Below are 25356 nucleotides of genomic sequence, written 5' to 3' on the forward strand. Positions count from 1 at the left end.
GCATCGCTTCGCCGAACTTCGGAACCCGAAACGAACGGCCCGCCGGTTTTCCAGACCGGCGGGCCGTGCTTCAGCCGGGCGCGGCATCGATCGTGCCGCGCCTGCGCGTGCGTCACGCGGCGTTCAGCATCCCGTGCGGATCGATGACGAATTTGCGCGGCGCGCCGCCGTCGAACTTCTTGTAGCCTTCCGGCGCCTGGTCGAGCGAGATCACCGACACGTTGACGATCTTCGCGATCGGCAGCCGGTCGAACAGGATCGCCTGCATCAGGTTGCGGTTGTATTTCAGTACCGGCGTCTGGCCCGTGAAGAACGAATGCGACTTCGCCCAGCCGAGGCCGAAGCGGATGCTGAGGCTGCCGTGCTGCGCGGCGACGTCCTTCGCGCCCGGATCGTCGGTCACGTACAGGCCCGGGATGCCGATCGCGCCGGCCGGCCGCGTGATTTCCATCAGCGAGTTGAGCACCGTCGCGGGCGCCTCTTCCGCGTGGCCCGACGCGCCGTGGCCGTGCGCCTCGAAGCCGACGCAGTCGACCGCGCAGTCGATCTCCGGCTTGCCGAGGATCTGCTCGATCTGCTCGCCGAGCGACGCGTCCTTCGACAGGTCGACGACTTCGAAACCCATCGCCTTCGCATGCGCGAGACGCTCGGCGTTCATGTCGCCGACGATCGTGCAGGCCGCGCCGAGCAGGCGCGCCGACGCGGCGGCCGCCATCCCGACCGGGCCCGCGCCCGCGACGTAGACGGTCGAGCCGGGCTTCACGCCGGCCGACACCGCGCCGTGATAGCCCGTCGGCAGGATGTCGGACAGGCACGTGAGATCGCGGATCTTCGCCATCGCCTGATCGCGGTCGGGGAACTTCAGCAGGTTGAAGTCGGCGTATGGAACGAGCACGTATTCGGCCTGGCCGCCGATCCAGCCGCCCATGTCGACGTAGCCGTACGCGCCGCCCGCGCGCGACGGATTCACGTTCAGGCACACGCCCGTGTGCTGCTCCTTGCACATCGCGCAGCGGCCGCACGCGACGTTGAACGGCACCGACACGAGATCGCCGATCTTCAGCGTCTCGACGTCGCGGCCGACCTCGATCACCTCGCCCGTGATCTCGTGACCGAGCACGAGCCCGACGGGCGCCGTCGTGCGGCCGCGCACCATGTGCTGATCGGAGCCGCAGATATTCGTGCTGACCACCTTCAAGATCACGCCGTGGCCGATCGCGCGGCCGCTCGGATCGACCATCTTCGGATAGTCGATCTTCTGCACCTCGACCTTGCCCGGTCCCTGATACACGACACCTCGGTTGCTGCTCATCGCATTGTCTCCATGTCTCGTTGGCGGTGCGCCGCGCGTCGCCCGGCCCGCGCGTTCGGGCGCATCGGACGGGCTTGCAGCGAGCTTTTCGAGGGTAGTCCGCGAGCCGGGGGGCCGAGCGTCCAAAAACCGACATCGGCTTGACTGCGGCCGACATCGGACGAGACGGCGACGGTGGAGACGGTGGAGACGGTGGAGACGGTGGAGACGGTGGAGACGGTGGAGACGGTGGAGACGGCGGAGACGGCGGAGACGGCGGCGACGGCGGCGACGGTGGAGACGGTGGAGACGGTGGAGACGGCGGAGACGGCGGAGACGGCGGCGATGGCGATGGCGATCGGCGCAGCATGGCGTGGCGCGCACACGGCGTCGCGCAACCCGGCGCGTCGCCACGCGTCGCGTCGCCGCGCCTCGCCCCCGTCGCGCGTCAGGCGCGCATCAACCGCGCACCGGCCCGTCGGTATCGCCCGGCTCGACGACAGGCGACGCGAGCCGATGCGCGACGTCGGCCGGATCCGCGATGACGCCGAGCATCAGCTCGGCGATCGCCCGGCCGGACGCGTGCCCGGTCGGCTGCAGCACCGCGGTCGCCTTGTGCGGAAACGAGATGTCGCGCGATACGCCGTCGTAGACGATCAGCGACACGTCGTCGACGAAGCGCTTGCCGCTCTCGACGATCGCCCTGAACACGCCCGCGCCGGCGATGTTGTTGTCGACGACGAGCGCGGTCGGCGGATGCGGGAGCGCGAGCAGCGCCCGCGCCGCGTCGTAGCCGCCGTCGCGCGTGAACGCGCATTCGCGAATCAACGCGGCGTCGGGCTCGAAACCCGCGTCGCGCAGCGCGCGCTCGAAACCCGCGCGGCGCTGCGCGGCAAAGTTCAGTGTCTGCGGCGCACAGACGAGCGCGATGCGCCGATGCCCGAACGCGATCAGCCGCTGCGCGGCCGCGTGCGCGCCCGCCTCGTTGTCGAAATCGAACCATGCATACGGCTTCGCGCTGACGGTCCGGCCGTATGCGACGAACGGAAATTCGCGTTCCTGAAGAAAACCGATCCGCGAGTCGTCGACGAGCGTGCGCGCGACGATCAGCCCATCGACGAGCCTGCCGTCGACGAGCCGCCGATACGTGTCGAGCTCCGCGTTCGGTCTCGCGGACACGATGAAGAAATCGCGGCCGCTGTCGCCGAGGCGCTCCGTGATGCCCGCGACGACCTCGGCGAAGCGCGGGTCGCCGAGGTCGCCCGCGCCGAACGGATAGACGATGCCGACCGCGTCCGCGCGCCCGGTCGCGAGACGGCGCGCGGTCGGATCGGCCGCATAGCCGAGTTCGCGCGCCGCTTTCGTCACGCGCTCGCGGGTCGCCTCGCTGACGTCGTCGTAGCCGTTCAGCGCGCGGCTCACCGTCGTGCGCGACAAGCCGAGCGCCTCCGACAGCGCCTTCAGATTCACTTTCACGATCTCACCTCGAACGGTCTCCCTGCGTTCGGCCGGCAACCGCGCCGGCCATTGTTTCTCAATCGTGGGGCATTGCGTCAAATAAATTACTTTTGACGACCAAACCGGTTTGGACTAGCATCCAAACCGGTTTTGATATCCAGCCACAGCAAGTTTCTATCACAAACTTACTGATTCATAACATCCATATGACACATTCCTCACAGCCCTCGTTCCGTCGACGCAAACGTTTGGCGCTGTCCGCGGCGCTCGCCGCGACAGCGTGCGCATCCGCACACGCGCAGAGCTACGGCGCCGGCCCCGCGCCGACACCGCACACGCAGCAGGCTTACGACCCCGAAAGCAGCTTCACGATGCGCTGGACGCGCGCCGACATGCGCCAGATCGTCAAGCAGTCGCATACCGCGGGCGCCGACAAGAATTCGCTGCCGCTCGCGCTGACGATGCCTGACATCCCGCAGAACTTCCCGCTGATCAATTCGAACGTGTGGGTGTGGGACACGTGGCCGCTCGCCGACGTGCGCGCGAACCAGTTGAGCTACAAGGGCTGGGAAGTGATCTTCTCGCTGACGGCCGACCCGCACGCGGGCTACACGTTCGACGACCGCCACGTGCATGCGCGCATCGGCTTCTTCTATCGCCGCGCGGGCATTCCGGCGTCGCAGCGCCCGGCGAACGGCGGCTGGACCTGGGGCGGCCACCTGTTCCCCGAAGGCGCGAGCGTGAAGGTGTTCGGCACCGCGCCGATGACGAACAACGCCGAGTGGTCGGGCTCCGCGCGACTCTCGCACGGCGACAACGTGAGCCTCTACTACACCGCGCTGTCGTTCAACCGCTCCGCGCCGGGCGGCGCCGACATCACACCGCCGATCGCGATCATCACGCGCGCGGACGGCCATATCCACGCGGACGACAAGCATGTGTGGTTCTCGGGGTTCGACGATCACAAGGCGCTGCTGCAGCCCGACGGCAAGATGTACCAGACCGGTCAGCAGAACGACTACTACTCGTTCCGCGATCCGTTCGTGTTCACCGACCCCGCGCATCCGGGCAAGACGTACATGGTGTTCGAAGGCAACACGGGCGGCCCGCGCGGCGCGCGCACCTGCACCGAAGCCGATCTCGGCTACGCGCCGAACGATCCGTATCGCGAGGATCTGAACGCGGTGATGAACATGGGCGCAGTGTATCAGAAGGCCAATGTCGGCCTCGCGATCGCGACGAACCCGCAACTGACCGAATGGAAGTTCCTGCCGCCGCTGCTGTCGGCGAACTGCGTCGACGATCAGACCGAGCGTCCGCAGATCTATCTGAAGGACGGCAAGTACTATCTGTTCACGATCAGCCACCGGACGACGATGGCGGCGGGCGTCGACGGCCCGGACGGCGTGTACGGCTTCGTCGGCAACGGCATCCGCAGCGATTTCCAGCCGCTCAACGGCGGCAGCGGCCTCGTGCTCGGCAACCCGACCGACTTCTCCTCGCCCGCCGGCGCGCCGTACGCGCAGGACCCGAATCAGAATCCGCGCGCGTTCCAGTCGTACTCGCACTACGTGATGCCGGGCGGTCTCGTCGAGTCGTTCATCGATGCGATCGGCGCGCGTCGCGGCGGCACGCTCGCACCGACCGTCAAGGTCAACGTCAACGGCAAATCGACGTCGGTCGACCGTGCGTACGGCGCGGGCGGCCTCGGCGGCTACGGCGACATTTCCGCGAACAAGCCGGCCGAAGGCGCAGGCCATAACGACTGACGCAGCGGCAGCGGGAAGCGGTCCGCCTGCTTTCCGGCGCGAGAGCGGGCGGGCCGCATGTTCGCCGCGCCCGGCCGTTCTCGCGCGCTGCGTCGCCGGCGCCAGTCAGGCAGTCAAGAAGGATTCCCCCGATGTTCATTTCCCGAATACGCGTTCCGCTCGTCCTCGCAGGCGCGACGGCCGCCGTGCTGTGCGCGGCCGCGCATGCGTCGAGCGCGCCTTGCCCGTCGCCGTCCCCGACGCTCGCCGACGGCACGCCGCAATGGCGCCCCGCGCTGCACTACGCGCCGCAGCGCAACTGGATGAACGACCCGAACGGCCTCGTCTACGACGGCGGCGTCTATCACCTGTTCTATCAATACAATCCGCACGGCAACTTCTGGGGCGACATGTCCTGGGGGCACGCGACGAGCCGCGACCTCGTGCACTGGGACGAGCAGCCGGTCGCGATGCCGGCGAACGCGCGCGAGGAGATCTTCTCCGGATCGATCGTCGCCGACGCGCGCAATACGTCGGGCCTCGGCACCGCGAGTGCGCCGCCGCTCGTCGCGCTGTATACGAGCGTCTACAAGGCGGGCTCCGGCCACGCGCCCGGCACGCAGGCGCAATCGCTCGCGTACAGCATCGATCACGGCAGGACGTGGCGGCCGTACGCGCACAATCCGGTGTTGACGCTCGAGCCCGAATCACAGCATTTCCGCGACCCGAAAGTATCGTGGTACGCGCCGGGCGGCTACTGGCTGATGTCGACCGTCGTCGCCGATGCGCACGTCGTCAAGCTGTATCGGTCGAGCGACTTGATCCACTGGGACTTTCTCAGTGACTTCACGCTGCCCGACGTCCCGCATCGCGGCGCGCTGTGGGAAATGCCCGAGCTGCTGCCGATGCCGCTCGACGGCGCCGCACGACGCACGAAGTGGGTGATGATCGTCAACGTCAATCCGTGGTCGATCGCGGGCGGCTCGGGCGCGATGTACTTCGTCGGCAGCTTCGACGGCAAGACGTTCACGCCCGATCGCGTCGCGCCGGCGAACGCCGATCCCGCGCAGTATCAATGGCTGGATCACGGCGCCGATTACTATGCGGCCGGCACGTTCGCGAACGCACCGGGCGATCGTCCGGTCGCGATCGCGTGGATGAGCAATTGGGATTACGCAGACCGTATCCCGACGACGCCGTGGAAAGGCGCGATGACGCTGCCGCGCGAGCTCGCGCTGAAGACGATCGACGGCCGGCCGCGGCTGACGTTCGCGCCCGCCCGGTCGTTCGATGCGTTCGCGCGCAATCGGCCTGCCGTGCGCGTCGGGTCGCTCGCGGTCGCATCGTCGACGCGTGAGCTCGGCGCGGATACGCGCGGCACCGTGCAGCGTATCGCGCTGACGATCGAGCCTCGATCGGCGCGTCGCGCCGGGGTGGTCGTGCGGCGTTCGGCAGACGGCCGCACCGGCACGCGAATCGTCTACGACACCGTAGCGCGCACGCTGAGCGTCGATCGCTCGGCTTCCGGCGAGATCAATTTTTCGAACGCATTCAGCAAGCAGCACATCGTCGCGCTACCGCTCGTGAACGGGAAACTGCGGCTCGACGTGATCGTCGATCGCGGTTCGATCGAAGTGTTCGACGGCGACGGCCGGACCGTCGTCACCGATCTCGTGTTTCCGTCGCCGGCGGACGATCGGATCGCCGTGTTCGCCGAAGGCGGCGACGCGACGTTCAGCGACGTCGTGGTGACGAATCTCGACGCGAAGGCGCTCGCGCCAGGGACGTGCGCGAAATATTAAGGGTGACTGACGATTTCGCGGTCGATGTACTCGCCGCGTTCTGTCGGCGGAGACGGAGATGCCACCGTGCGGAAGACGAGCGACACAGGCGCGCTTCGCTCGTCTTTCGCATCGGAAGCGTGTGACATGACATCCCCCATCCGATCACGCCACGTCGCGCGCCGATCCTGGCAGCACGCCGATCCGGCGGAACCGTGGGCATCCCGGCGATACGACCGGCGCGAAGCCGTCGCGCGCCTGATCGATCAACCTCCCGCCGACGCCCGCTCACTTCCCGCCGTCGTTCGCCCGAATCACCGCGTCGGCGGCCGCATCGGCCTCCTCCGCATCGCCGTCGTGCACCCGCGTGCGCAGCCCCGGCAGCGGCGCTTCGCCGTCCAGCAAATGCCCCCCGCGCGCCTTCGTCTCCACGGTCGCCCGCATCGACAGCCCCACCCGCAGCGGATGCGCCGTCAATTCCGACGCCTCCAGCGAGATCACCACCGGCACCCGCTGCACCACCTTGATCCAGTTCCCCGCCGCGTTCTGCGACGGCAGCATCGAGAACGCGCTCCCCGTCCCCGCCGAGAAGCCCTCCACCCGACCGTGATACGTCACCCGCGAGCCGTACAGGTCCGATTCCAGCCGCACCGGCTGCCCGACCCGCATGTGGCGGATCTGCCCTTCCTTGAAGTTCGCCTCCACCCACACCTGCCGCAACTGCACCACCGACATCAGCGGCACGCCCGGCCCCACCTGCTGGCCGATCTGCACCGACCGCTGCCCCACCGTGCCGTCCACCGGCGACACGATCGTCGTCCGCTTCAGGTTCCGGTACGCGAGCTTGTACTGCGCGGCCGCCTGCTGCACCGACGGGTTCTGCTCCACCGGCCGCTCGCTGCCCAGCGCGCGCGCCGCGTCCCGCTGCGCCCGCGCGCTCGCCAGCGCCGCCTGCGCGTTCGCCAGGTTCGACTTCGCCCGCGCCAGCTCCTCCGGCGCCACCACCTCCACCGACGCCCCCGCCCGCGCCCGATACGCCTGCTGCGCGAGCTTCAGGTCCGCCTCCCGCGCCTTCACCGTCTCCTCGTACATCCCCATCGAGATCCGCGTGTTCGCGACCTGCCGCACCGCCTGCGCGAGCTGCGCCTGCGCCTGCTCGAACGTCGCCGACGCGTCCGCGTCGTCCAGCTTCGCCAGCACCTGGCCCGCCTTCACCTGCTGCGTGTCCGTCACCCGGATGTCCGTCACCGTCCCCTGGATCTGCGCGGCGATCTGCACGATGTTGCCGGCGACGTACGCGTCGTCGGTCTCCTCGCTGTAGCGGCCGACGAGGAACCAGTAAAGCCCCGCCGCCAGCGCCACGATCGCCAGCAGTCCGAACAGCACCGTGAAGCGGCGGCGGCGCGTCGCGCGGCGGGCGGCGAGGGACGCGGCGTCTTCGGGGCGGGCGGACGGTCCGTCCGCGGCCGGATGCTTCGCGGGCGAGCCGTCGGCGCTCGCCGTGTCGTTTTGCGTCTTCGCGCGCAGGGGGTCGGTGGCGGTATCGTTCAAGGTCTTCGCGTGCGTGGTGTCGGTGGCGCCATGATGCGGCGGCCAGGTGGGCTCGAGCGCGACGGCGGTCTTGCCCGATGCGCTCGCATGCTCGGTAACGGTGTCGGTCGATTCTCTCGGGTGCACGATGGAAGTGGCGTTCGATGGGTTCGGGTTTGACGGGGTCGTGTGCGCGGCGCGCTTGCCTCGGCCGGCTCGCTCGTCGACCGGGTCGTCAGCTTGGTCGCATGCGCGCGGCCATTCGCCGGCTCGATCAATCATGCGGCGTCTCGGCCGGCCGCGGCGCCGCCGCGAACGGCTTGCCCGCCTGCGCGAGCGGCGCGCCGCTCGCCTGCCGTCCGTCGAAGCCCCCGCCCAGCGCACCGATCAGCCCCACCCGCAGCGTCCGCCGACGCGCCTGCAGCTCGATCGCGTGCGACCGCTCGTCCAGCAGCGTCAGCCTCGCCAGGTTCACGTCCTTCTGCATCCCCATCCCCCGCCGGTGCCGGTCCTCCGCCAGCGCCACCATCCGCTGCGCCGAGCGCACCGCCTGCTGCTGCTCCTTCAGCAGCGCATCGACCGTCGACAGCGACGTCAACTGCCGCGCCACCTCGCCCAGCGCCGCATCCACCGTCTGGTTGTACAGCGCCAGCGCCACGTCCGCGTTCGCCACGTCGCCCCCCAGCTTCGCCTTCAGCCGGCCGCGATCGAAGACCGGCAGCGACAGCGCCGGCCCGATCGAGCCGCCCAGCGCGTCCCGCGAGAACAGCGACGCCGGCGTCAGCGCGAACAGCCCGCCCAGCGCCGCCAGGTTCACGTCCGGGTAGAACGACGCGCGCGTGCCGTCGATCGCCGCGTACGCCGATTCCACCCGCAGCCGCGCCGCGACGATGTCCGGCCGCCGCCCCAGCAGCTCCGCCGGCAGCCGCGCCGGCAGCGGCGCGTCGGCGAGCGGCGCGAGCTTCGGCCGCGCGAGCGACAGCCCCCGCTCCGGCCCGCGACCCGTCAGCCCCCCCAGTTGCAGCTTCAGCAGCTGGATCTGCTCGCCGGTCAGCGCGATCTGCTCGAGCAGCTTGCTGCGCTTGAGCGCCGCGTCGTCGGCGTCGTAGCCGTTGTCGATCCCGCGCGCCGCGCGCTCGCGCAGCACCGTCTCGACCTGCTCGCTCGACCGGCGCTTCTGCTGCAGCAGGTCGCGCAGCGCGTAGGCGCGGTCCAGCTCGCCGTACAGCGTCACCATCGCCACCGACAGCGTGAGCCGCGCCTGCTCCGCCTCGACCCGCGCCGCGTCGCGCATCGACATCAAGCCGCGCGTCGCCGCCGCGTTCTTGCCCCACAGGTCCATCTGGTAGTTCAGCCCGACGAACAGCGACGACGACGACATCACCGATTCGCCGACGAGCGGCACCGACACCGGGAAGCCGTTCACCACCGTGTTCACGGTGCCGCCCGAGCGCGGCAGGTGCGCCTTGCTCAGCGACGCGCCCGCCGTCGCCGTCAGGCCCGTCAGCGATTCGAACTGCTGCAGCTGCGACTGCGCGACGCCGATCCGCGCCTGCGCGGCCTGCAGCGTCGGGTTGCGCTGCAGCGCTTCGCCGACCAGCGTGTCGAGCTGCGGATCGCCGAACTGCCTGACCCAGTCCGGGCTCGGCCAGGCGCCGTGCGTGGCGCCGCCCGTCGTCTGCGCGAGCGCGTCGCCGTCAAGCTCGCGCGGCGCGAGCGTCGGCTTGAAGCCCGACGGCACGCAGCCGGCGAGCGTCCATGCGAGTGTCGCGAGCGCGAGCCAGCGCGCCCCACGTCCGACTGCCGTTCTCGTTGCTTCCTGATTCATCCGCGTCGGGTGTCCTTCATGCGCGCCGGGTCGTTTGTCATGATGTAGCGTTGCGTGCGTCAAGTTCGACAGATCATCCGCCTACCGTCCGGTTTCATCGACAGCCGGATTCCAAGGTTGTCTCGCCGTGATCTCACCCTCGTGACGCAAGGCGTCAGGCATCACGTCGCGGCGAGGTTCGTTCGGGCTGCTTGACGATTCCGGTTGACCCGCCCCGCGTTGCCGCACGGGCGACCCAGCCGCCCCGCCCGAGCGCGCCGCCTCGATCGAGCCCAAGCGGCCGAACAATCCGTCGAGCACGCCCAGCGCGATCCCGCGCAGCTTCGCGCCCTTCTCCCGCTCGCACAGCACCACCTGGATCACCTGCCACACCGTCAGCAGATTCGGCACCAGCGCGACCGGAAACCGCAAGCCGTACTGCAGCCCCAGATGCATCGCGTTGCGCGCGCCGTAATACCGCCGCTGCCACGAATGATGCATCGCGGTCAGCTCGAACGGCCCCACCCGGTGCCGCCGGCGCGCGCCGATCCGGTGCGTCAGCACGAGCGACGGCACCACGTACAGCGGCACGTTGCGCGCCAGCGCCCGCAGGCAATACTCGGTGTCGACGTGGTCGATGAACAGCGCCTCGTCGAACCGCCCCAGCTCCGCATAGGCCGCCCGCGAGATCACGCTGCCCGACGAGATCAGGAACGCGCAGCGCAGCGGCGCCGTTTCGCCCTCCACCCGCACCCGATGCACCGTCACGCCGTTCGTCATCAGCTCCGGCAGGAACCGCCGATCGTTCGCGTCGTAGATCCGCGGCCCCGCGATGAACGCGCCCGCGCCCAGTCGCGCGCACGTGTCGCGCATCCGCGCCACGAACGTCGCCGGCACCGTCGAATCCTGGTCGAACAGCGCGACCGCGTCGATGCCCTGCGCGAACAGCGCCGACAGCCCCGCGTTGTACGCGCCCGCCACCCCGCCGCGGTTGCCGTGGTGCCGCCACACGACGTTCGCCCGCGACGACAGCGCGCGCACCCGCTCGCGCGCGAGCGCGTGCTCCTGCGGCGTGTTGTCGACCACCGCGAGCGCGTCGCTGTCGCGCGCGAGCGCCGCCAGGCCCGATAGCTGCTCGTCCGTCGGGTAATACAGAATCACCAGCGCGCCCAAGGTCGTCATCGTGCTTCCTTCGGTGGTTCGAGGTTGTCGCTTCGTCGCCGCATCGATGCCCCCAGTCGTCAGGACTTCGATGCATCGCCCTTCGTCTTCGGCAAATCAGGGGGAGAGCGGCCGATCGCGGCCGCACGCACGCGGGCGGCCACACCGCCTCAATGCCCCAGCGTCGCCGCCGCCCCCCGCTTCGGCCGCGTCAGCCACATCAGCCCCGCCAGCAGCAGGCACGTCCCGCTCGCCATGTAGAACATGTCGTTCGTCGCCATCATGTACGCCTGCTGCCGCACCACCTGGTGCAGCGAGCTCAGCTCCCGCGCCCCGTGCATCCCCATCGCGTGCAGCGCGTCCACGTACCGCTGCGTGTTCTCCGACGCCCGCGTCACCGACTGCGACACCACCGCGTAGTGGTACGTCGCACGGTTGTCCCACCACGTCACGCTCAGCGCCGTCCCGAACGCCGCCGACAGCGTCCTCAGGAAGTTCGACAGGCTCGACGCCGCCGCCAGCTTCTCGTCCGGCACCCGCGACAGCGTCGCCGCCGTCAGCGGAATGAAGAAGCACGGCAGCCCCACCCCCTGGATCAGCCGCGGCGTCACCACCTGCGCGAACGTCATCGTCAGCGTGAAGTGCGTGCTCCACCACATCACCCCCGCGAACACCCCAAACCCGAACGTCACCAGCACCCGCGCGTCCACCCGGCTCGCGTACACCCCCACCAGGATCGAGAACACCAGCGCCAGCACCCCCATCGACGCCGTCGCCAGCCCCGCCTGGTAGGCCGTGTATCCCATCACCGCCTGCAGCCACAGCGGAAACACCACCCCCACCACCGAGAAACTCATCATCCCCAGCGAGATGATCACCACGCAGAACGTGAAGGTCCGCTCCCGGAACAGGCTCAGGTCCACCACCGGATGCGCCTCCCCCGCCTCCCAGATCAGCAGCGACGTGAGCGACACCCCCGCCGTGATCGCCAGCGTCGTGATCAGCGACGAATCGAACCAGCCCCGGTCGTGACCCAGGTCCAGCATCGCCTGCAGCGACCCCACCCCGATCACCAGCAGCACGATCCCCGGCACGTCGATCGGGCTCGCCTCGCCCCGCCGCGCCTCCGGGCTCAGCAGCAGCGCGCACACCGCGAACGAGAACAGCCCGATCGGCAAATTGATCAGGAAGATCCACGGCCACGAGAAGTTGTCGATCAGCCAGCCGCCCACCACCGGCCCGAAGATCGGCGCGAGCAGCACCGTCATCCCCCACAGCGCGAGCGCGAGCGTGCGCTTCGCCGGCGGGAACGACCGCATCAGGATCGTCTGCGACAGCGGCACCATCGGCCCCGAGAACAGCCCCTGCAGCGCCCGGCACGCAACCAGCATCTCCAGGTCCCGCGCGAGCCCGCACAACAGCGACGTCAGCGTGAACAGGATCACCGACGCGACGAACAGCCTCCGCTCGCCCACCCGCCGCGCGAGCCAGCCCGTCAGCGGCACCGCGATCGCCGCGGCCACCGAGTACGAGCTGATCACCCACGTGCCCTGGCTGTTCGACACCCCCAGGCTCCCCGAGATCGCCGGCACCGCCACGTTCGCCACCGTCGAGTCCAGCACCTCGATGAAGGTCGCGAGCGACAGCGCGAACGTCAGGAGCGCGAGCCTCGCGCCGCGCAGCGGCACCGACGCCGGCGCAGCGTTCGACAGCGGCACCGCGCTCATGCCGGCTGCGCCTGCCGTGCCGCGACGCTCGGCGCGAAGCGCTCGATGAAGCGCGCCGCCTCGTCGCAGCCGTTCGGCTCCGCCGCCATCCGCGCCCGCACCTGCGCGCAGCGCGCCGCGATGGCGTCATCGCCCAGCACCCGCAGCAGCGCCCGACCGAGCGCCTCGCCCTGCACCGGCGCGTCCAGCCTCACCCCGCAGCCGCTCGCCGCGACCCGCTGCGCGTTGTCGAACTGGTCGTGCGCGAACGGCGTCACCACCTGCGGCACGCCCGCCGCGTACGCCTGCGACGCCGTCCCCACCCCGCCGTGGTGCACCAGCGCGCGGCAGCGCGGCAGCAGCGCCGCCAGCGGCACGTAGCGCCGCCTCAGCAGCGCTACTTCGCCCGTCTTCGTCCTCGTTGGCCCCGTCGCCCCGTCCGATGCCGCCGGCGCGTCCGGCGCGAGCAGAATCCCACGCCCCCCCGTCGCCCGCAGCGCCGCCATCACCGCCGCCTCGTACCCCGCGCCGTCCACCCGCGTCGAGCCCGCCGTGAACACCACCGGCGCTTCGCCCGACCCGACGAACGCGTCCAGCTCCGGGTCCGCGTCCCGCGCCCCCGTCTCGTTGAACAGCGGAAACCCGCTTTGCAGATGATTCGCCGGCCAGTCCGGCTGCGCCGCCGCGAACCACGACGGAAACAGGCACAGCACCCCGTCCGTCGAATGCAGCCAGCGCCCCAGGATCCGCCGCGCCGGCGCCAGCCCCAGCGACTGCCGCGCCGCGTTCAGCTCCGGCCCGCACACCCGGTCCAGCACCTGACGCTCGATCAGCGTCATCAGCCCCGCCTTCACCGGCAGCGGCAAGCCCTTCGGGATCGTCAGCCGCTTGTGCGTCGGCGGCGCGTGCGCCGACAGCAGCGTCGACGGCGACACCTGCACCGACACGTAGCGCGTCCCGTAGCGCTCCTGCATCAGCCGCGCCGAGAACGCCCACAGCGTCCCCACCAGCACCGTGTCCGCGTCGCTCAGCGAACGCAGCACGTCGAAGTGCGGCCGCACCACCGGCGCGATCACCCGCCACAGCGTCTTGAACGACGTCCGCGGATGCCACAGCGCCGGGTCCGCCATCGCCTGCGCGTATTCCTCCGCCGTGCCCACCGGCACGAACGCGAATCCGCTCGCCCGCGCCGCCGCCTCGAACGGCGGATGCGTGCAGAACACCACCTCGTGGCCACGCGCCGCCAGCGCCCGGCTCACCCCGAGCAGCGGGTGCACGTCCCCCGCCGACCCGATCGCCGTCACGATTACTTTCGACATCGCTTCGTCACTCAATGCACGCGGCATCCGACGGACGCGCGCAGCGGGCCGTGTTCGAACCGGATAGGCCGCCATCGGCCTGGCCCAATGCGGACGCCGCCGCGCGCTTCCGTCGAACGAACGATCCTCGCCGTGGCCGGCCATCGCCACGAGGCCCGATACGCGTCACGCCGATTTGCCTGTTTGAACGAGCCGGGACCGCCGCGCGCCGAACGGCCGCGCGCATGACATCCTCCCGTCTGCCTTGGACCGCCGCCCCGCGCTACGACAGCGCCGGCATCTGCCCGAGCGGCGCGAGCGCCTCGCCCTGCGCCGCGTCCCGCGCCGCGCTCGCCCGCTCCTCGCCGAAGAAGCTCAGGACCGTCGAGCGAACCTGCTCCTGCTGCTGCCGCCCTTCGAGATCCAGGAAGTGGCCCGCCTGGCGGATCGTCGCAAACTCCGCCCGGCGCACGTACGCGCCGAGCCGGCGCACGTCCGACGACGTCGTGTACTCGTCCAGCTCGCCGTTGACGAACTTCACGTCGCAGCCGATGTTGCGGAATTCCGGCAGATACTGCTCCGGCTGCATCGACAGGATCTGGTCGACGTGGAACGCCACCTGGTCCTGCTCCTTGCGCGGCAGCTTCGTCAGGTAGCGGTAGTTGTACAGCTTCATGATCCGCGGCAGGTAGCGCCCCACCGTGTCGTTCAGCAGTTGCGCCGCCTTCAGGTTCTCGCCCGCCGCGATGTGGTCGCGCGCGCGCGTCACGTAGTCCGTCATCGCGTCGTTCAGGAACGGCGAGAACGACGCGATCACCGCCCGGCGCACGCTCGCGCAGCCCCGCGCCAGCGCGAACAGCGACGCCACCCCGCCCCACGACACCGACAGCAGATAACTCGGCGCGAACCGCGCCGCCAGGTACAGCAGAATCTCGACCTCGTCGTCCTTCGTCAGAATGTACTCGCCCGGATTGTGCTGCCGCGACTGGCCCGCGTACGGCAAGTCGAAGCACACCGCGTTCAGGCGCTCGCCCAGGTAACGGATCGTCTGGCCGAACGACGCGGTCGTCGCCAGTGCGCCGTTGACGAGGATGACCGTCTCGAAGGCCGGATCGAACACGTGACGCTCGACGTGGACCTTCAGTCCGTTCGGCAGCGCTACGACCTGTTTCTCGATAGGCATGGCGTATCTCCCGCATCTGCTCGGCAAATGAGCTGATCCCGCGCCCCTCCCTCGAAGGACGCCTCCATGTAGCCGCCCGCCCTCCCGCGCGATCTGCCCGCCCTGCCTCGCGCGCGCCGTGACGGCTACCCACTCGCCGGAGCCGCGCATCGCCTCGTCCCGATTCCAACCGGCAATACGCTCCCCCGGGCCCGCCGCGGTCACCCCGCTTCCCTCGGCCCGTGGTCTCCAGCGCCTCTATCTCGCATGACGCCTCTTGAGGAAATAACCGCTTTCCGACGCCTTGCCGCCCGCATTACCGCCGCGCGGTGACGTGCTTTATGAAATGAGGATTCTGCGATGCAGCATAAGATATCGATTCCTAAATGTAAACATTTTTGAATCGATTTTCGATTTTTGAGCGAGTCTCAAAAATGCACTTACTTATCACCATCATATCAATATGGAATTTTCAAATAAGCTTAATCGAGTATTTACGGCACCGCTTCTGAAAGACGACCGCGTCCCGTCATCGCGTTCCATATTCGCGCGACGAATAATCCCGCCTCCCGACGCATCGAAGCGCGCTGGCCGGAATCAATGCCCGCCGCTCGCGAGCCCCATGTACATCACGCGGCTGTTGTCCGACGGGTCGACCATCACCCGCACCCGCTCGCCGATACGCGGAATATTCCCCAAATCGACGAACTGCTTGATCGTCACGTCCCACGATGCGCCATTGTGGTGAATGCGCAGATCGATCCGCATCATCGGCACGTTATTCAGCGTCACGCCGGTTTGACCGATATTCACGACGTCGGCAACGGCCTCATAACCGTTCTTCACGACGGTCTGAGCCCGAACCGACGACATGACCGTCGACAGGGTCATTGACGTCGTCACTACCACGAAAATCAGGACAATCGCCACCAATACGCCGACGACACTGATTATCGAAGTCTGGAACATAAATACGCTCCCTTTTCGTCAATAAGACACTCCTGGTTGATTTCGAGAAGAGCCTCGATTACTCCGCCCATAAACCGACGTTTATACGATAGTTTTGTGATCATTCAAGCGGCTTTCGCGACGCGGATGCGACGCGCGTCGCGAAAGCCGTCCGGCTCGCCGCCACCGCCCGTGCAATAGCCGCTTGCCGGCGCGATGCGCGGCCGACCGTTACTTGCGCGCTTCGCTCAGCGTCGCGTCGCTCGTCTCCGTCGTCGAAGACGTCGATGAAGGCGACGACGACGGCGAGCGCACCGTCTCGATCGCCTTGCGCGTGCGCGAGGACGTCGCCTGCACCGCCTCGTCGGTCGCCGAGCGCACGCCCTGGTTGACCTGCGACGTCGCCGCCTGCGTCACCTGCTCCTTCACCGACTGAAACAGCTGGCCCAGCTGCGCATGGCTGTTCACCGAGATGAGCCCCACCACGACCCCTGCCAAGATTCGTTTCGACATCGAAATATCTCCATCCTCACAATAGATTGAAACGAGCGCGCCGGCGCGCGCCCGATACTCGCCTGTGCATCGCCAGGCGTCGCGCGACGCGCGACGACGCCCGCGCGCGAAGCGCGCCGACGCCGACGCAACTGCCCACGCAGCCAAACCGCATCACTTGCCCGTCCTGAACGGCGCGAAGAAGATCGACGGCATTTCCTCCGGGAAGCCGACGGCGTTGGTCGGACGCAGATCGCGCATGTCGACGTTGAAGTCGTAGGTCTTCTGACGCTGCTGGTTGTCCTGATGAATCATCACCTGCTTGTCGACCGCGGACTTGATCGTCGACATGTGCTCGAGCATCTTCGAGCCGACCTGCTGCACGTTGCCGATCAGACTGCTCGCGTTGCTCGACGACGCCGTCGACAGATCCGGAATCGAGTTGATGAACGGCTGCGCCATCGAGCCGCTCGCGTCCTGCCCGTACTGGTGCGCGTTGCTGCATGCGGAGAAGATTTCCTTCGGATCAATCATGTCCTGCTCCTTTCTAGTGTGCGCGCCCTTCGGCGCATGAATACCGATGCTCGACGCATCACGACGGACACCTGAACGACTGCAGGATGCCCGACCATATCGGCGACGGCAGCGTCAATGCCTGCCACTCGACCCGAACCGTCCCGAGGCTCGTCTGATAGAGACGCTCGCGACGGTCCGCCGTCCCCGTGCCGCCGACCGCTTGCCCCGCGTCGAAGAAGCGGAACAGCGCCCACGGCCCGTCGAACTGCAGCGTCGTCATCCGGCCGTCGACGGACTTCAGCTGCAGCTTGATCGCCAATTGCGTGTTCTGATTGGTCCAGTCGATCCGGTGCGGCGACGTCACGCCGTGCGCGAAGCGCAGCGTTTGCCCGCCGACCGCGAGCTGCGCTTCGGACAACTGCGAATCCATGTCGATGAAACGCAGCACGGTCGAAATACGCAGGTGTCCCGAATCGTCGAGCATCGCGCCGCGGATGCGATCGGCCGTCTCGTACGAGTTGAGCACGGGTTGGCTCACCATCCCGGTCGGACCGCCGTTCGCGCGCAGCGCCTGCCACGGCTTCGCCGACGTGTCGACGTATGCAGCGAGGTGATCTCGGAAGTACGTCGCCATCAGCCCTTGCGAACTGAACAATCGTTCGAAGTCCTCGACGCCCGCATCCGACTGTGCATTGCGGCGGAACGGATAGCGGCTCGTGAAGCCCTGATCGCAGACCATCTTCGTCGCGCCCGCCGCACCGCGATTGAGCAGCGCGCCCGATTCGCGCGTCGTCATCGTGCTGCCGCTGCTCACGAGGTCGAGCATGATCCCGCGCACGGGCTCCGGCTGACGCGCGGCCGTCTCCTTCAGCCGCGAGAACGCGTCGTATTGCGCAGGCAGCACCTGGCCCGCCTGCAGCGCGCCGTTGACGAGCCCGAGCTGCCGGTACAGCGGCTCGAAGAGACGCGACAGCGGATTGTTCGCAATCGAGTTGTTACGGTTCAACTGCGCGGCGAGCTGGCGGATCGCCTGGAAGTGCTCTTCGACGACGTGCTCGGGCAACAGCACGGTCCGGTAGTGCTGGCCGCTCAGCTCGCCGACGATCTGCCGCCGCCCCTTCTCGAAGCGGTACTTCTGGCGATCGATCCAGCTGTCGATGTTGCCCTCGTCGCTCGTGCCCGTGAGCGTCGTCTCGCGCGCGGCGAAACGCAGCAGGTTCGCGAGCGGCGACTGCGCCTCCATCATCGCCGCGGCGAGCTGCGACGCGTCGTCGAGGCCCGTCACGCCGCGCACCGTCACGTCGTTCAGGAAGTTCTGCCACGCGCCGATGTAGTCCTGCAGGAACTGATTGCGCGCGGAATCGGCAAGCTTCTGCACGAGTCCGTCGATCTGGAAGCTGTTGCCCGTGAGCGTCTCGTCGCGCAGCACCCAGCTTTCTTCCTCGAGCATCGCGCGCGCGCTCTTCTGCAGCCGCGGCACGAACACGTCCGTGTAGCCCGCGCGCGTGAACCAGCCGGATACCACGGTGTCGGTCGACGGCACGTTGCTGCGCATGCGCAGGCTCATCGCCGCCTCGAAGCCCGCCGCGCGCGACAGCGAGATGTCGTTGACCTGCTGCGGCAGCCCTTGCGCGTGGATGTGCTGCAGCACGCGCGTGACGAGCGGAATCTGCGCGGCCTTCGCGCGCGCCGAGCGCACGAGGTTCGCGTCCTCCGGCGTCGCCGGCACGTTCTTCAGCGAGATCAGCGTGCGCACGTGCGCGAGCAGCGCGCGCCGGTCGTCGTCCGAATACTGGCCGCCCGACAGCGCGTCCCAGCGGCCGTCGAGCCAGCGCACGACGTCGTCCGCCGAACGGCGATCAGGACGGCAAAGCATCAGATAGATCTTCAGCGTCTGGTAGATGTCGCCTGCGCCGCCGTCGACCTGCGACACGAGCGTGCGCCGCACTTCGTTGTACAGCTCCGGCATCAGCATCTTCTGCAGATGGCGGTAATAAGTGTCGCGCGCCGTCTCGGCGACGAGCCCATGCTCGAAGTACGGCGTCGCCATCCCTTGCGCGGCGTCCTCGGCCTGCAGCTGCGCGTAGCGCATCTGGTTCGCGATCTCGATGAGCGGCGAGCCGCCGTCGTTGCCGTACGACACCTCGGCCTGCGCAAGCCGCTTCGCCTCTGTGAACTGCGCCCACACGCCGTCCAGATAATCGCGCTCGGTGACATAGCCCCAGCCGAACCACAGCAACAGGCCCAACACGACGATCGGCACCGCGCCCCAGCGCAGCGCCTCGCCCAGGCGGCCCCGCCACGACTTCGGGCCGCTCGGCCGCACCGCATCGCGCTCGAGCGACACTTGCCGGATGAGCGGCGTCCACAGGTCGTTCAACGCCCGCGACGGCACGGGCAGCCCCGATGATCCGGGGCCGGCGGCGCCCGCCGGATGCGCATCCGCGAGCTCGGCCATCGAGCCGAGCCACACGCCGCGCAACCGCGCGGCCGTATGCGTCTCGCCCGGCGCGAGTGCGACGTGCAGCCACGCGACGAGCGCCTTCTGCATGCGGCTCAGCGTCTCGACGAAGCGCAGCTGCGCATGGTTCATCGTGACTTCGGTCGCGGCAGGCGCCGAATACAGCACCTGCTGCTGAACCCGCTGCTGCAGCCCTTGCAGCGCGTGATGCCAGGTCGCATCCGCGCGCGCCGCATCGGCTTCGGCGCCGTCGTCGGGCAAGCTGAAGCCGACACCCTTCGCCCACTTCGACGCGTCGAGCAGCGACAGCGTCGACACCGCGCCGTCGAGCCGATCGAGCCCGTTCAGCGCGACGTACACCTGCACCTGCTGGCCGAACGCCTCGCGCATTTCGTCGAGCCGCGCACGCACCGAATCGGCGAGACGCTTGCGCGCGTCGAGCGGCGCATCGACCATGTCGACGCCGTCGAGGCACAGCACGACGCCGCTGATCGGCGCGCCCTTGCGCAGCCGCCGCATCCCGCGCAGCAGCTTGCGCCATGCATCGAGCTCGGCCTCGTCGACGCCCGCGCGCAGGCTCCAGCGACCGCCGACGTCGAACCACACCGCGTCGCGCGTGATGCGGAAGTTGAAGTCGTCGCCGCGTCCGTACGTCGCGTCGGAGCCGAGCACGCGGTCCTGCAGCGAGCCGGACACGCTGACCGCCTTCGCGACGAGGCTCGACTTGCCGCTGCCTTCCGAACCGAGCACCAGATACCACGGCAGCATCGCGCGATGCTGGCGCGTGAGCGCGCCGACCCAGCGCTTCCAGCGGCCGCGCGGCTCCTTCTGCCAGCGCTCCTTCAACTGCTGGTCGAGGCCGCGCAGATGCTTGTCGACGAAATCGAGCTGCTTCGTCTTCGGCGCGACCTTGACCTGCCGCGGACTCATCGCGAGCCGCGCCCAGAGCCGCGCGAGCGTCGGCCAGAAGCCCCAGATCAGCACGAGCGCGACGAGGATCTCGCGCACCCACACGGGGCCGAGCGGGTGATAGATGCCGAACGCGAAGAGCGGCCCCACCCACCAGATCAGGATCGCGATCAGAATCGCCGCGAATACTCTCAAGCTCGTGCGGATCATGGCTGACGTCCCTCCGTGGTCGGTCCCGTTGCTGGCGTCGGTGCTTGCTTCGTGGTTGGCATCGTGGCCGGCGTCGCGGTCGTGATCTCCGTGGTCGCATACGGCAATTGCCCTTCAGGCGCGATCTCGACGCCTTCCGGCATCGCCGGACGCATCGGCACCTGGCCGGGCTTCTCCGGCTGCTGCAGATTCAGGCTGCGGCCCGGTTGCGACGCACCGTCTGGAATCACCTTCCACAGCACGTCGACGCGGCGGTTGCGCTCGTACGCGGCGGCCGTCTTCGCGGTGTCGATCGGTTGCGCGTCGCCGCGCCCCGAATACTCGATGTTGCGCTGCACCGCGTTCTCCGGCGCACGCGCGCCGCCCGGCAGCGCGGTCGCGCGCAGCTCGTCGGCCACCGTGCGCGCCCGCGCCTCCGACAGCGCCTGGTTGTCCGGGAACTCGCTCGTGCGGATCGGCCGCGAATCGGTGTGGCCGATCACCTCGAGGTCGCCCGGCCAGGGCGCGAACGCGAGGCCGAGCCGCTCGATGTTGTGCATGAAGTCCGGCCGGACCTTCGCCTTGCCGACGTCGAACGCGCCGTCGCTCTTGAACACGAGCAGCCACCCTTGCGGGTGCTTGTACGCGGTGAGCCACCCTTCGGTGAGGATCTGCGGCAGCGGCGGCGGCAGCGTCTCGGCGATGTTGATCGTGCGCGTCGGCGGCATCCACGCGGCGAGCGCGTTGCGGATCGGCCGCCCCTGCGAATCGAGCCAGAGGCTGATCGCGCCGTAGGCGAGCACGAGCACGCCGAGCGCGACGGCCGCCGAGCGGCCGGCCGTCCACCACGAGCGACGCCGCGTCGCGGGCGCGACGAGCTCGGTGCCGAGCGGCTCGGGCGGCACGTGATGCCAGATCAGCGCATGCAGTTGCGAGCGCAGGTCCTGCAGCAGCACGTCGCCGCGGTCGAGCACGCGATAGCGGCCCTGCCAGCCGAGCGACAGGATCAGTTCGTAGAACGACAGAAGCGGGACCGGCGGCTCGTCGGCCTTCATCCAGCGCGACAGGTCGGAGAACGCGTCTTCGCCGCCCCATGCGTCATCGTGGAATTCGACGAGCAGGCTGCGCTCGCCGTCATACACGACCTGCGAATGCTCGCGCGCCGAATCGTTGACGGTCTCGTCGAGATACGTGCAAAGCAGGTACGACGCGTCGCGGATCTGCTCCCATTCGCAGCCGGAGCCCGCGAGCCGCTCGCGATAGAGCCGCACTTCGAGCCCGAGCTGCGTGCGGATCGCGGCCTGGTTGAGCGGACCCGCCGCGAGATGCCGCTGAAGCTGCAGCACCGCGGGCAGCGCGTGCGACACGAATGGATTGGTCCAGCTCGCCTGCTGCAGCCCCGCCTTCATGATCGCCGCCTGCTCGCCTTGCTGGCTGTAGACGACGGGCGCCGCCGCCCGTGCGTCGGCCGGCGCCTGCCCGCCGCCCGGCACCGGAAACTGCAGCACAGCCGGATTGCGCGGCGAGCCGTCGGCGTGCGGGTACGCGTCGGGCACGGGGCTCGCGCCGGGCGCGGCGGCCGCAGACGACGCGAAACTCGGCGCGCCCGAGCTCGCCGCCGCGCCGCCCGACGCAGCGACGTTCGTCGTGCCGGTAGTCGACACGGCGGTGCTCGACATCGCCGCGCTGGACAGCGACGACAGCGTCGGTATGCGCGTCGCGAGATCCGGGTTCGCCGCGGCGCGATCGAGCATGTTGGATGCCATCGATACGCGGCGCAGCGTGGTGGAGAGGTTTCGTAGCAGGCTCATAGCAGATTGCGTCTCATGTCGTGGTTCACGCCACCTTGCCGTCTCTCAGGCCCCAAGCTTCAAAGCGAAGATCGGGGAAATCGCCGACGATGCGCAGCGCCATCGCCGAGCCGGCGAGGGTCTGCTTCCAGAACGGGTCGGTCGACTCCACTTCGAAGTACGTGCTTTGGGCGTAGTAGGGAATCTGGCGCGGGGGATTGGGCAGCGCGATCAGACGCGCGCCCGGCAGTTGCAGGTCCACGAGCTTCTGGATCTGCTCGACGGCGCCCAGCTTCGTCTGCTGCGGCAGCAACTGCCGCAGCTTCTCCGCCGGCATCGCGGCCGAAAACGCGAAAATCAACTTCTTCAGGTTCCACTGCTTGTCGACGATGCAGATGTGCACCTGATCGCCGCGATCCTCGAAGCGCAGCGGCAGCACTGGCGTCTCGATCACGCGCGCGAGCGCCTGGCGCAGCATCATCGCGAGCGGCTCGAAGCTCGTCTGCAGGTCGTCGTGGTTGTAGCCGAGCTCGCGGTCGGCGAGCTCCTCGTCGACGCCCGGCAGCACGCTCAGGCGCCCGAGCAGGCCGACGAGCTCGTGGTACAGCATCGCGGGCGGCAGCGGATCGAACGCGTCGAGGTTCGCGAGGCGCATCCGGTACTCGGCGATCGCCTGGCGCAGCAGCAGCTCGATCAGGTCGGCGACGCCGCCGCCCGTCGACAGCACGCGCTGCGCGGACGTGCTCGCGAGCCGCACGCGCAGCGTGCTCTGCAGCTCGTCGATCAGCGAGCGCAGCACGAGGTGCGCGCGCGTGTCGAGCAGCGGCGGGATGAAGCGCGGATCGAGCGACACGGTGCGGCTCGCGTTGCGCCCCGCGACGCGCGCGATCGGCAGCGCGACTTCGTCCGAGCGCAGCTGCGACTTCCAGCAGAGGCGCGTGACGAGCTGCCCGGTCTCGATCGTCAGACGCCGCGGCGTGCCGGGCGCGTCGAGGCCGACCGCGAGATCGGGCACTTCGGTCGATACCGCGCGATAGCGCGACGCCGACGCGACGTCGCCGAACGCCATCTCGGGGCCGCCCGTGCGCGCCGACTGCAGCGCGAGGCACGCGATGTCGCCCGCCTGCGCGAGCTCGGTCTCGAGCGGCGGCGGCAGCGGATCGTCGGACGGCAGCGAGAACGCGGTGCCGTCCTGGAACACGCCGCGCGCGTGGCGCAGCCCGAGCCGGCCGAGCCCCAGGCCGTCCTGATCGAGATCGAGCAGCGTGAATCCCCAGCCGTGATTCGACGTCTGACCGAGCCGCAGCGCGGCCTGGTGCGCGAGATGCCGCTCGAGCTGCTGGAAGTGCTGCGTCTCGATCAGCATGCCGTCGCTCCACGCGACCGGTCCTACCGGCAGACTACTCATTGCCTGCTTCTCCTTGTCCCATAGGTGGTTTTCGTCTTGCGCGCGGGCGGCGGCTCGTCGATGCGGACCGCCGATGCGGCGTCCGCGCCGCCGATGGGCACCGGCCCCGGCAACAACGCGTTGTAGATGCCGTTGCGGTCGAGCCAGACGGCCATGTGAATCAATCCGCGGCCCTCGATGCGGATGCGCAGCGGCGCGTAGTTCGCCGGCCGACGAGCGTAGTCGGCGTCGGTCACGAGCCAGAGGTCGCCCGAGCGCGGCAGGTTCAGCGAGAACTGCAGCACCTGGTTCGGCGCGATCACGTGGCGCGAGTCGGCGACGACCGTGCTGTCCTGACCGCGCGACGCGCACGACGAGTCGTCGCTGCCCTGCGTCGGCAGCCAGTCGGCCGCGCCCACGACGTAGACGCACGTCTGCACCGGACGCGGCTCGCCCGTCGGCGCGACGTTCAGCCGGCTGCCGCCGACGAGCGTCACGTGCAGCTGCCTCGGCTCCTCGGGCTTCGACGACGAAAACATCGAGCAGCCCGCGAGCGCGCACAGCGCGACCGCCGCCGCGAACGATTTGAAGGGGCCCATCATGCGACGCACGGCGTTCAGCTGAGGGTCATCGTGATCGTCTGCGACGGCGCGACGGAATTCCCGGCCGTGTTCTGGTTGTTCGGCAGGTTCGTGTCCGTGAGGCGCGTCTGCGGCGCGCCCTGGATCATCACCTTGCCCGAGCCCTTCACGTGTCGCGACGGCCCCGAGACGGTGCCCGACGCGACGCCGCCCATCGAGCCCGGCTCGTCGCTGTGCGTGACCGGAATGATCGTGTTCAGGTTGTGCACCGGACCGCCCGCGTAAATGATGTTCGGCACGTTCGGCACGGCCTCGGGCTTGTTCGCGATGTTCGGATACGACACGGGAATCGCAAGGGGTGGCGTCTTGCAGACGTCGGCGCCCGACAGCGCCATCCCTCCGGCAGAGCAATTTGCAAACATGACAATCTCCTTCAAGAAACCGGGCGCGAGCGACGCTCAGCCCATATGGATCTGGCCTGCGTCGATCTTCAGCAGCGACGACGCCGTGACGACCGCGCTCTTCGCATGCATCGCCATGTGCCGCTCGGTGTGGACGACCGTGCTGCCCGCGTGCGTCGCGTCGGTACCGCTCACGTGCGTCTGGCGCTCGGCCGCCGCCTGCGTGACCACCTGCGCGCGGCTCGCGAGCTGCGCGGCCTCGAGCGACAGGCGATCGCGCGCCTCGACGCGCACGTCGCGCGCGCGCAGCGCGACGTGCGCGTCGCCGAAATCGAGCGTCACCTCGTCGCTCGCATCGCCGCGTTCGAGCACCGCGAGCACCCAGCAGCGCTCGCCGTCGCGGCAGATCTGCACGAGATCGCCCGGCTGCGGCGCGACGACGCAGCTCACCGCCTTCTTCGCGCGCAGCACGACGCCGGGCTGCACGGTGACGAGCCATTCGCCCGTCGCCGTGCGCGCTTCGCCGACGCGCGCGAGCATCGTCGCCTCAGCAGCGGGCGCGGACGACGCCGGCTCGCGCGACGGCGCTTCCGCATGCGCGTCACGCGCATTCGGCCCCGCGTCGCGCGCCCGCGCGCCGCCCTTCATGATTCGCGTCAGCGCATGACGCGATGCCGCGTCGTCGTCGCACTCGTATGCACGCGTGCCGTGCACGGCAGACATTTCCCGCATGCTCATCG

20 protein-coding genes are annotated in these 25356 nt (G+C 69.0%); 2 read left to right on the forward strand and 18 right to left on the reverse strand.

From position 1 onward, the window contains the following. Positions 1 to 112 precede the first annotated feature (112 nt). The 3 genes from fdhA to BG90_RS29780 all read right to left on the reverse strand — a co-directional run bounded on the left by fdhA (position 113) and on the right by BG90_RS29780 (position 2767). Positions 113 to 1312, reverse strand: coding sequence for a formaldehyde dehydrogenase, glutathione-independent (gene fdhA / locus BG90_RS29770; protein WP_010108235.1), 1200 nt, complete (start codon positions 1310 to 1312; stop codon positions 113 to 115). Next, on the reverse strand, positions 1309 to 1689 hold the full coding sequence (locus BG90_RS36340) for a hypothetical protein (protein WP_045568508.1): 381 nt from the start codon (positions 1687 to 1689) through the stop codon (positions 1309 to 1311). Before BG90_RS36340 ends, fdhA begins: the two co-directional genes overlap by 4 nt. Positions 1690 to 1750: 61 nt before the next feature. Next, the gene (locus BG90_RS29780) at positions 1751 to 2767 is read right to left on the reverse strand and encodes a substrate-binding domain-containing protein (protein ID WP_010118094.1); all 1017 of its coding nucleotides are present in this window, start codon (positions 2765 to 2767) and stop codon (positions 1751 to 1753) included. A 188-nt stretch (positions 2768 to 2955) separates the two neighbouring features. On the opposite strand from BG90_RS29780, the gene BG90_RS29785 reads away from it, so the two are divergent. Both BG90_RS29785 and BG90_RS29790 read left to right on the forward strand, forming a co-directional pair. Continuing rightward, positions 2956 to 4518: a glycoside hydrolase family 68 protein gene (locus tag BG90_RS29785; protein WP_081464223.1), complete on the forward strand. Its 1563-nt coding sequence runs from the start codon at positions 2956 to 2958 to the stop codon at positions 4516 to 4518. 131 nt (positions 4519 to 4649) lie between these two features. Next, entirely contained in the window at positions 4650 to 6299 is a 1650-nt protein-coding gene (locus BG90_RS29790) for a glycoside hydrolase family 32 protein (RefSeq protein ID WP_010118093.1), read from the forward strand. Between the two features lie 267 nt (positions 6300 to 6566). On the opposite strand, the gene BG90_RS29795 is transcribed toward BG90_RS29790, so the two are convergent. The 15 genes from BG90_RS29795 to BG90_RS29865 all read right to left on the reverse strand — a co-directional run bounded on the left by BG90_RS29795 (position 6567) and on the right by BG90_RS29865 (position 25354). Then, positions 6567 to 7829 (reverse strand): HlyD/EmrA/EmrK family protein, encoded by a 1263-nt coding sequence (locus BG90_RS29795; protein ID WP_045568594.1) that lies wholly within the window; start codon positions 7827 to 7829, stop codon positions 6567 to 6569. Positions 7830 to 8082: 253 nt separating this feature from the next. Then, positions 8083 to 9636, reverse strand: a complete 1554-nt coding sequence (locus BG90_RS29800; RefSeq protein ID WP_010109291.1) for an efflux transporter outer membrane subunit — start codon at positions 9634 to 9636, stop codon at positions 8083 to 8085. An 81-nt stretch (positions 9637 to 9717) separates the two neighbouring features. Continuing rightward, positions 9718 to 10797 carry a glycosyltransferase family 2 protein gene (locus BG90_RS29805; RefSeq protein WP_045568509.1) on the reverse strand — a complete coding sequence of 360 codons (1080 nt, stop codon included), beginning with the start codon at positions 10795 to 10797 and terminating at the stop codon, positions 9718 to 9720. A 149-nt stretch (positions 10798 to 10946) separates the two neighbouring features. Further along, positions 10947 to 12503, reverse strand: coding sequence for a DHA2 family efflux MFS transporter permease subunit (locus tag BG90_RS29810; RefSeq protein ID WP_010109293.1), 1557 nt, complete (start codon positions 12501 to 12503; stop codon positions 10947 to 10949). Next, entirely contained in the window at positions 12500 to 13801 is a 1302-nt protein-coding gene (locus BG90_RS29815) for a glycosyltransferase (RefSeq protein ID WP_045568595.1), read from the reverse strand. The genes BG90_RS29810 and BG90_RS29815 overlap by 4 nt, the downstream gene beginning before the upstream one ends. A 262-nt stretch (positions 13802 to 14063) precedes the next feature. Then, on the reverse strand, positions 14064 to 14963 hold the full coding sequence (locus BG90_RS29820; RefSeq protein WP_010109296.1) for an alpha/beta fold hydrolase: 900 nt from the start codon (positions 14961 to 14963) through the stop codon (positions 14064 to 14066). 576 nt (positions 14964 to 15539) lie between these two features. Beyond that, positions 15540 to 15815 (reverse strand): hypothetical protein, encoded by a 276-nt coding sequence (locus BG90_RS29825; RefSeq protein WP_025990155.1) that lies wholly within the window; start codon positions 15813 to 15815, stop codon positions 15540 to 15542. A 306-nt stretch (positions 15816 to 16121) separates the two neighbouring features. Beyond that, positions 16122 to 16403, reverse strand: coding sequence for a hypothetical protein (locus BG90_RS29830; RefSeq protein ID WP_025990154.1), 282 nt, complete (start codon positions 16401 to 16403; stop codon positions 16122 to 16124). 153 nt (positions 16404 to 16556) lie between these two features. Further along, positions 16557 to 16916 (reverse strand): DUF6277 family protein, encoded by a 360-nt coding sequence (locus tag BG90_RS29835; RefSeq protein ID WP_010108221.1) that lies wholly within the window; start codon positions 16914 to 16916, stop codon positions 16557 to 16559. 58 nt (positions 16917 to 16974) lie between these two features. Further along, positions 16975 to 20478, reverse strand: a complete 3504-nt coding sequence (gene tssM, locus BG90_RS29840) for a type VI secretion system membrane subunit TssM (RefSeq protein ID WP_010118091.1) — start codon at positions 20476 to 20478, stop codon at positions 16975 to 16977. Beyond that, positions 20475 to 22211, reverse strand: a complete 1737-nt coding sequence (icmH, locus tag BG90_RS29845; RefSeq protein ID WP_045568510.1) for a type IVB secretion system protein IcmH/DotU — start codon at positions 22209 to 22211, stop codon at positions 20475 to 20477. The genes tssM and icmH overlap by 4 nt, the downstream gene beginning before the upstream one ends. 82 nt (positions 22212 to 22293) lie before the next feature. Beyond that, positions 22294 to 23655 (reverse strand): type VI secretion system baseplate subunit TssK, encoded by a 1362-nt coding sequence (gene tssK, locus BG90_RS29850; RefSeq protein WP_010108213.1) that lies wholly within the window; start codon positions 23653 to 23655, stop codon positions 22294 to 22296. Further along, positions 23652 to 24245 carry a type VI secretion lipoprotein TssJ gene (locus BG90_RS29855; RefSeq protein ID WP_010118087.1) on the reverse strand — a complete coding sequence of 198 codons (594 nt, stop codon included), beginning with the start codon at positions 24243 to 24245 and terminating at the stop codon, positions 23652 to 23654. The genes tssK and BG90_RS29855 overlap by 4 nt, the downstream gene beginning before the upstream one ends. A 5-nt stretch (positions 24246 to 24250) precedes the next feature. After that, the gene (locus BG90_RS29860; protein WP_025990153.1) at positions 24251 to 24637 is read right to left on the reverse strand and encodes a DUF4150 domain-containing protein; all 387 of its coding nucleotides are present in this window, start codon (positions 24635 to 24637) and stop codon (positions 24251 to 24253) included. A 36-nt stretch (positions 24638 to 24673) separates the two neighbouring features. Continuing rightward, positions 24674 to 25354: a DUF3540 domain-containing protein gene (locus tag BG90_RS29865; RefSeq protein ID WP_025990152.1), complete on the reverse strand. Its 681-nt coding sequence runs from the start codon at positions 25352 to 25354 to the stop codon at positions 24674 to 24676. Positions 25355 to 25356: the final 2 nt, after the last annotated feature.

It is taken from the genome of Burkholderia oklahomensis C6786 (assembly GCF_000959365.1).
Taxonomy (GTDB): domain Bacteria; phylum Pseudomonadota; class Gammaproteobacteria; order Burkholderiales; family Burkholderiaceae; genus Burkholderia; species Burkholderia oklahomensis.

Coding starts and splice junctions, on each gene's coding strand:
- BG90_RS29830 (WP_025990154.1), bottom strand. CDS start 16,403: ATGTCGAAACGAATCTTGGCAGGGGTCGTGGTGGGGCTCATCTCGGTG.
- BG90_RS29865 (WP_025990152.1), bottom strand. CDS start 25,354: ATGAGCATGCGGGAAATGTCTGCCGTGCACGGCACGCGTGCATACGAG.
- BG90_RS29785 (WP_081464223.1), top strand. CDS start 2,956: ATGACACATTCCTCACAGCCCTCGTTCCGTCGACGCAAACGTTTGGCG.
- BG90_RS29825 (WP_025990155.1), bottom strand. CDS start 15,815: ATGTCGTCGGTTCGGGCTCAGACCGTCGTGAAGAACGGTTATGAGGCC.
- icmH (WP_045568510.1), bottom strand. CDS start 22,211: ATGCTCGATCGCGCCGCGGCGAACCCGGATCTCGCGACGCGCATACCG.
- BG90_RS29790 (WP_010118093.1), top strand. CDS start 4,650: ATGTTCATTTCCCGAATACGCGTTCCGCTCGTCCTCGCAGGCGCGACG.
- tssK (WP_010108213.1), bottom strand. CDS start 23,655: ATGAGTAGTCTGCCGGTAGGACCGGTCGCGTGGAGCGACGGCATGCTG.
- fdhA (WP_010108235.1), bottom strand. CDS start 1,312: ATGAGCAGCAACCGAGGTGTCGTGTATCAGGGACCGGGCAAGGTCGAG.
- BG90_RS29800 (WP_010109291.1), bottom strand. CDS start 9,636: ATGAATCAGGAAGCAACGAGAACGGCAGTCGGACGTGGGGCGCGCTGG.
- BG90_RS29860 (WP_025990153.1), bottom strand. CDS start 24,637: ATGTTTGCAAATTGCTCTGCCGGAGGGATGGCGCTGTCGGGCGCCGAC.
- BG90_RS29820 (WP_010109296.1), bottom strand. CDS start 14,963: ATGCCTATCGAGAAACAGGTCGTAGCGCTGCCGAACGGACTGAAGGTC.
- BG90_RS29835 (WP_010108221.1), bottom strand. CDS start 16,916: ATGATTGATCCGAAGGAAATCTTCTCCGCATGCAGCAACGCGCACCAG.
- BG90_RS29805 (WP_045568509.1), bottom strand. CDS start 10,797: ATGACGACCTTGGGCGCGCTGGTGATTCTGTATTACCCGACGGACGAG.
- tssM (WP_010118091.1), bottom strand. CDS start 20,478: ATGATCCGCACGAGCTTGAGAGTATTCGCGGCGATTCTGATCGCGATC.
- BG90_RS29810 (WP_010109293.1), bottom strand. CDS start 12,503: ATGAGCGCGGTGCCGCTGTCGAACGCTGCGCCGGCGTCGGTGCCGCTG.
- BG90_RS29815 (WP_045568595.1), bottom strand. CDS start 13,801: ATGTCGAAAGTAATCGTGACGGCGATCGGGTCGGCGGGGGACGTGCAC.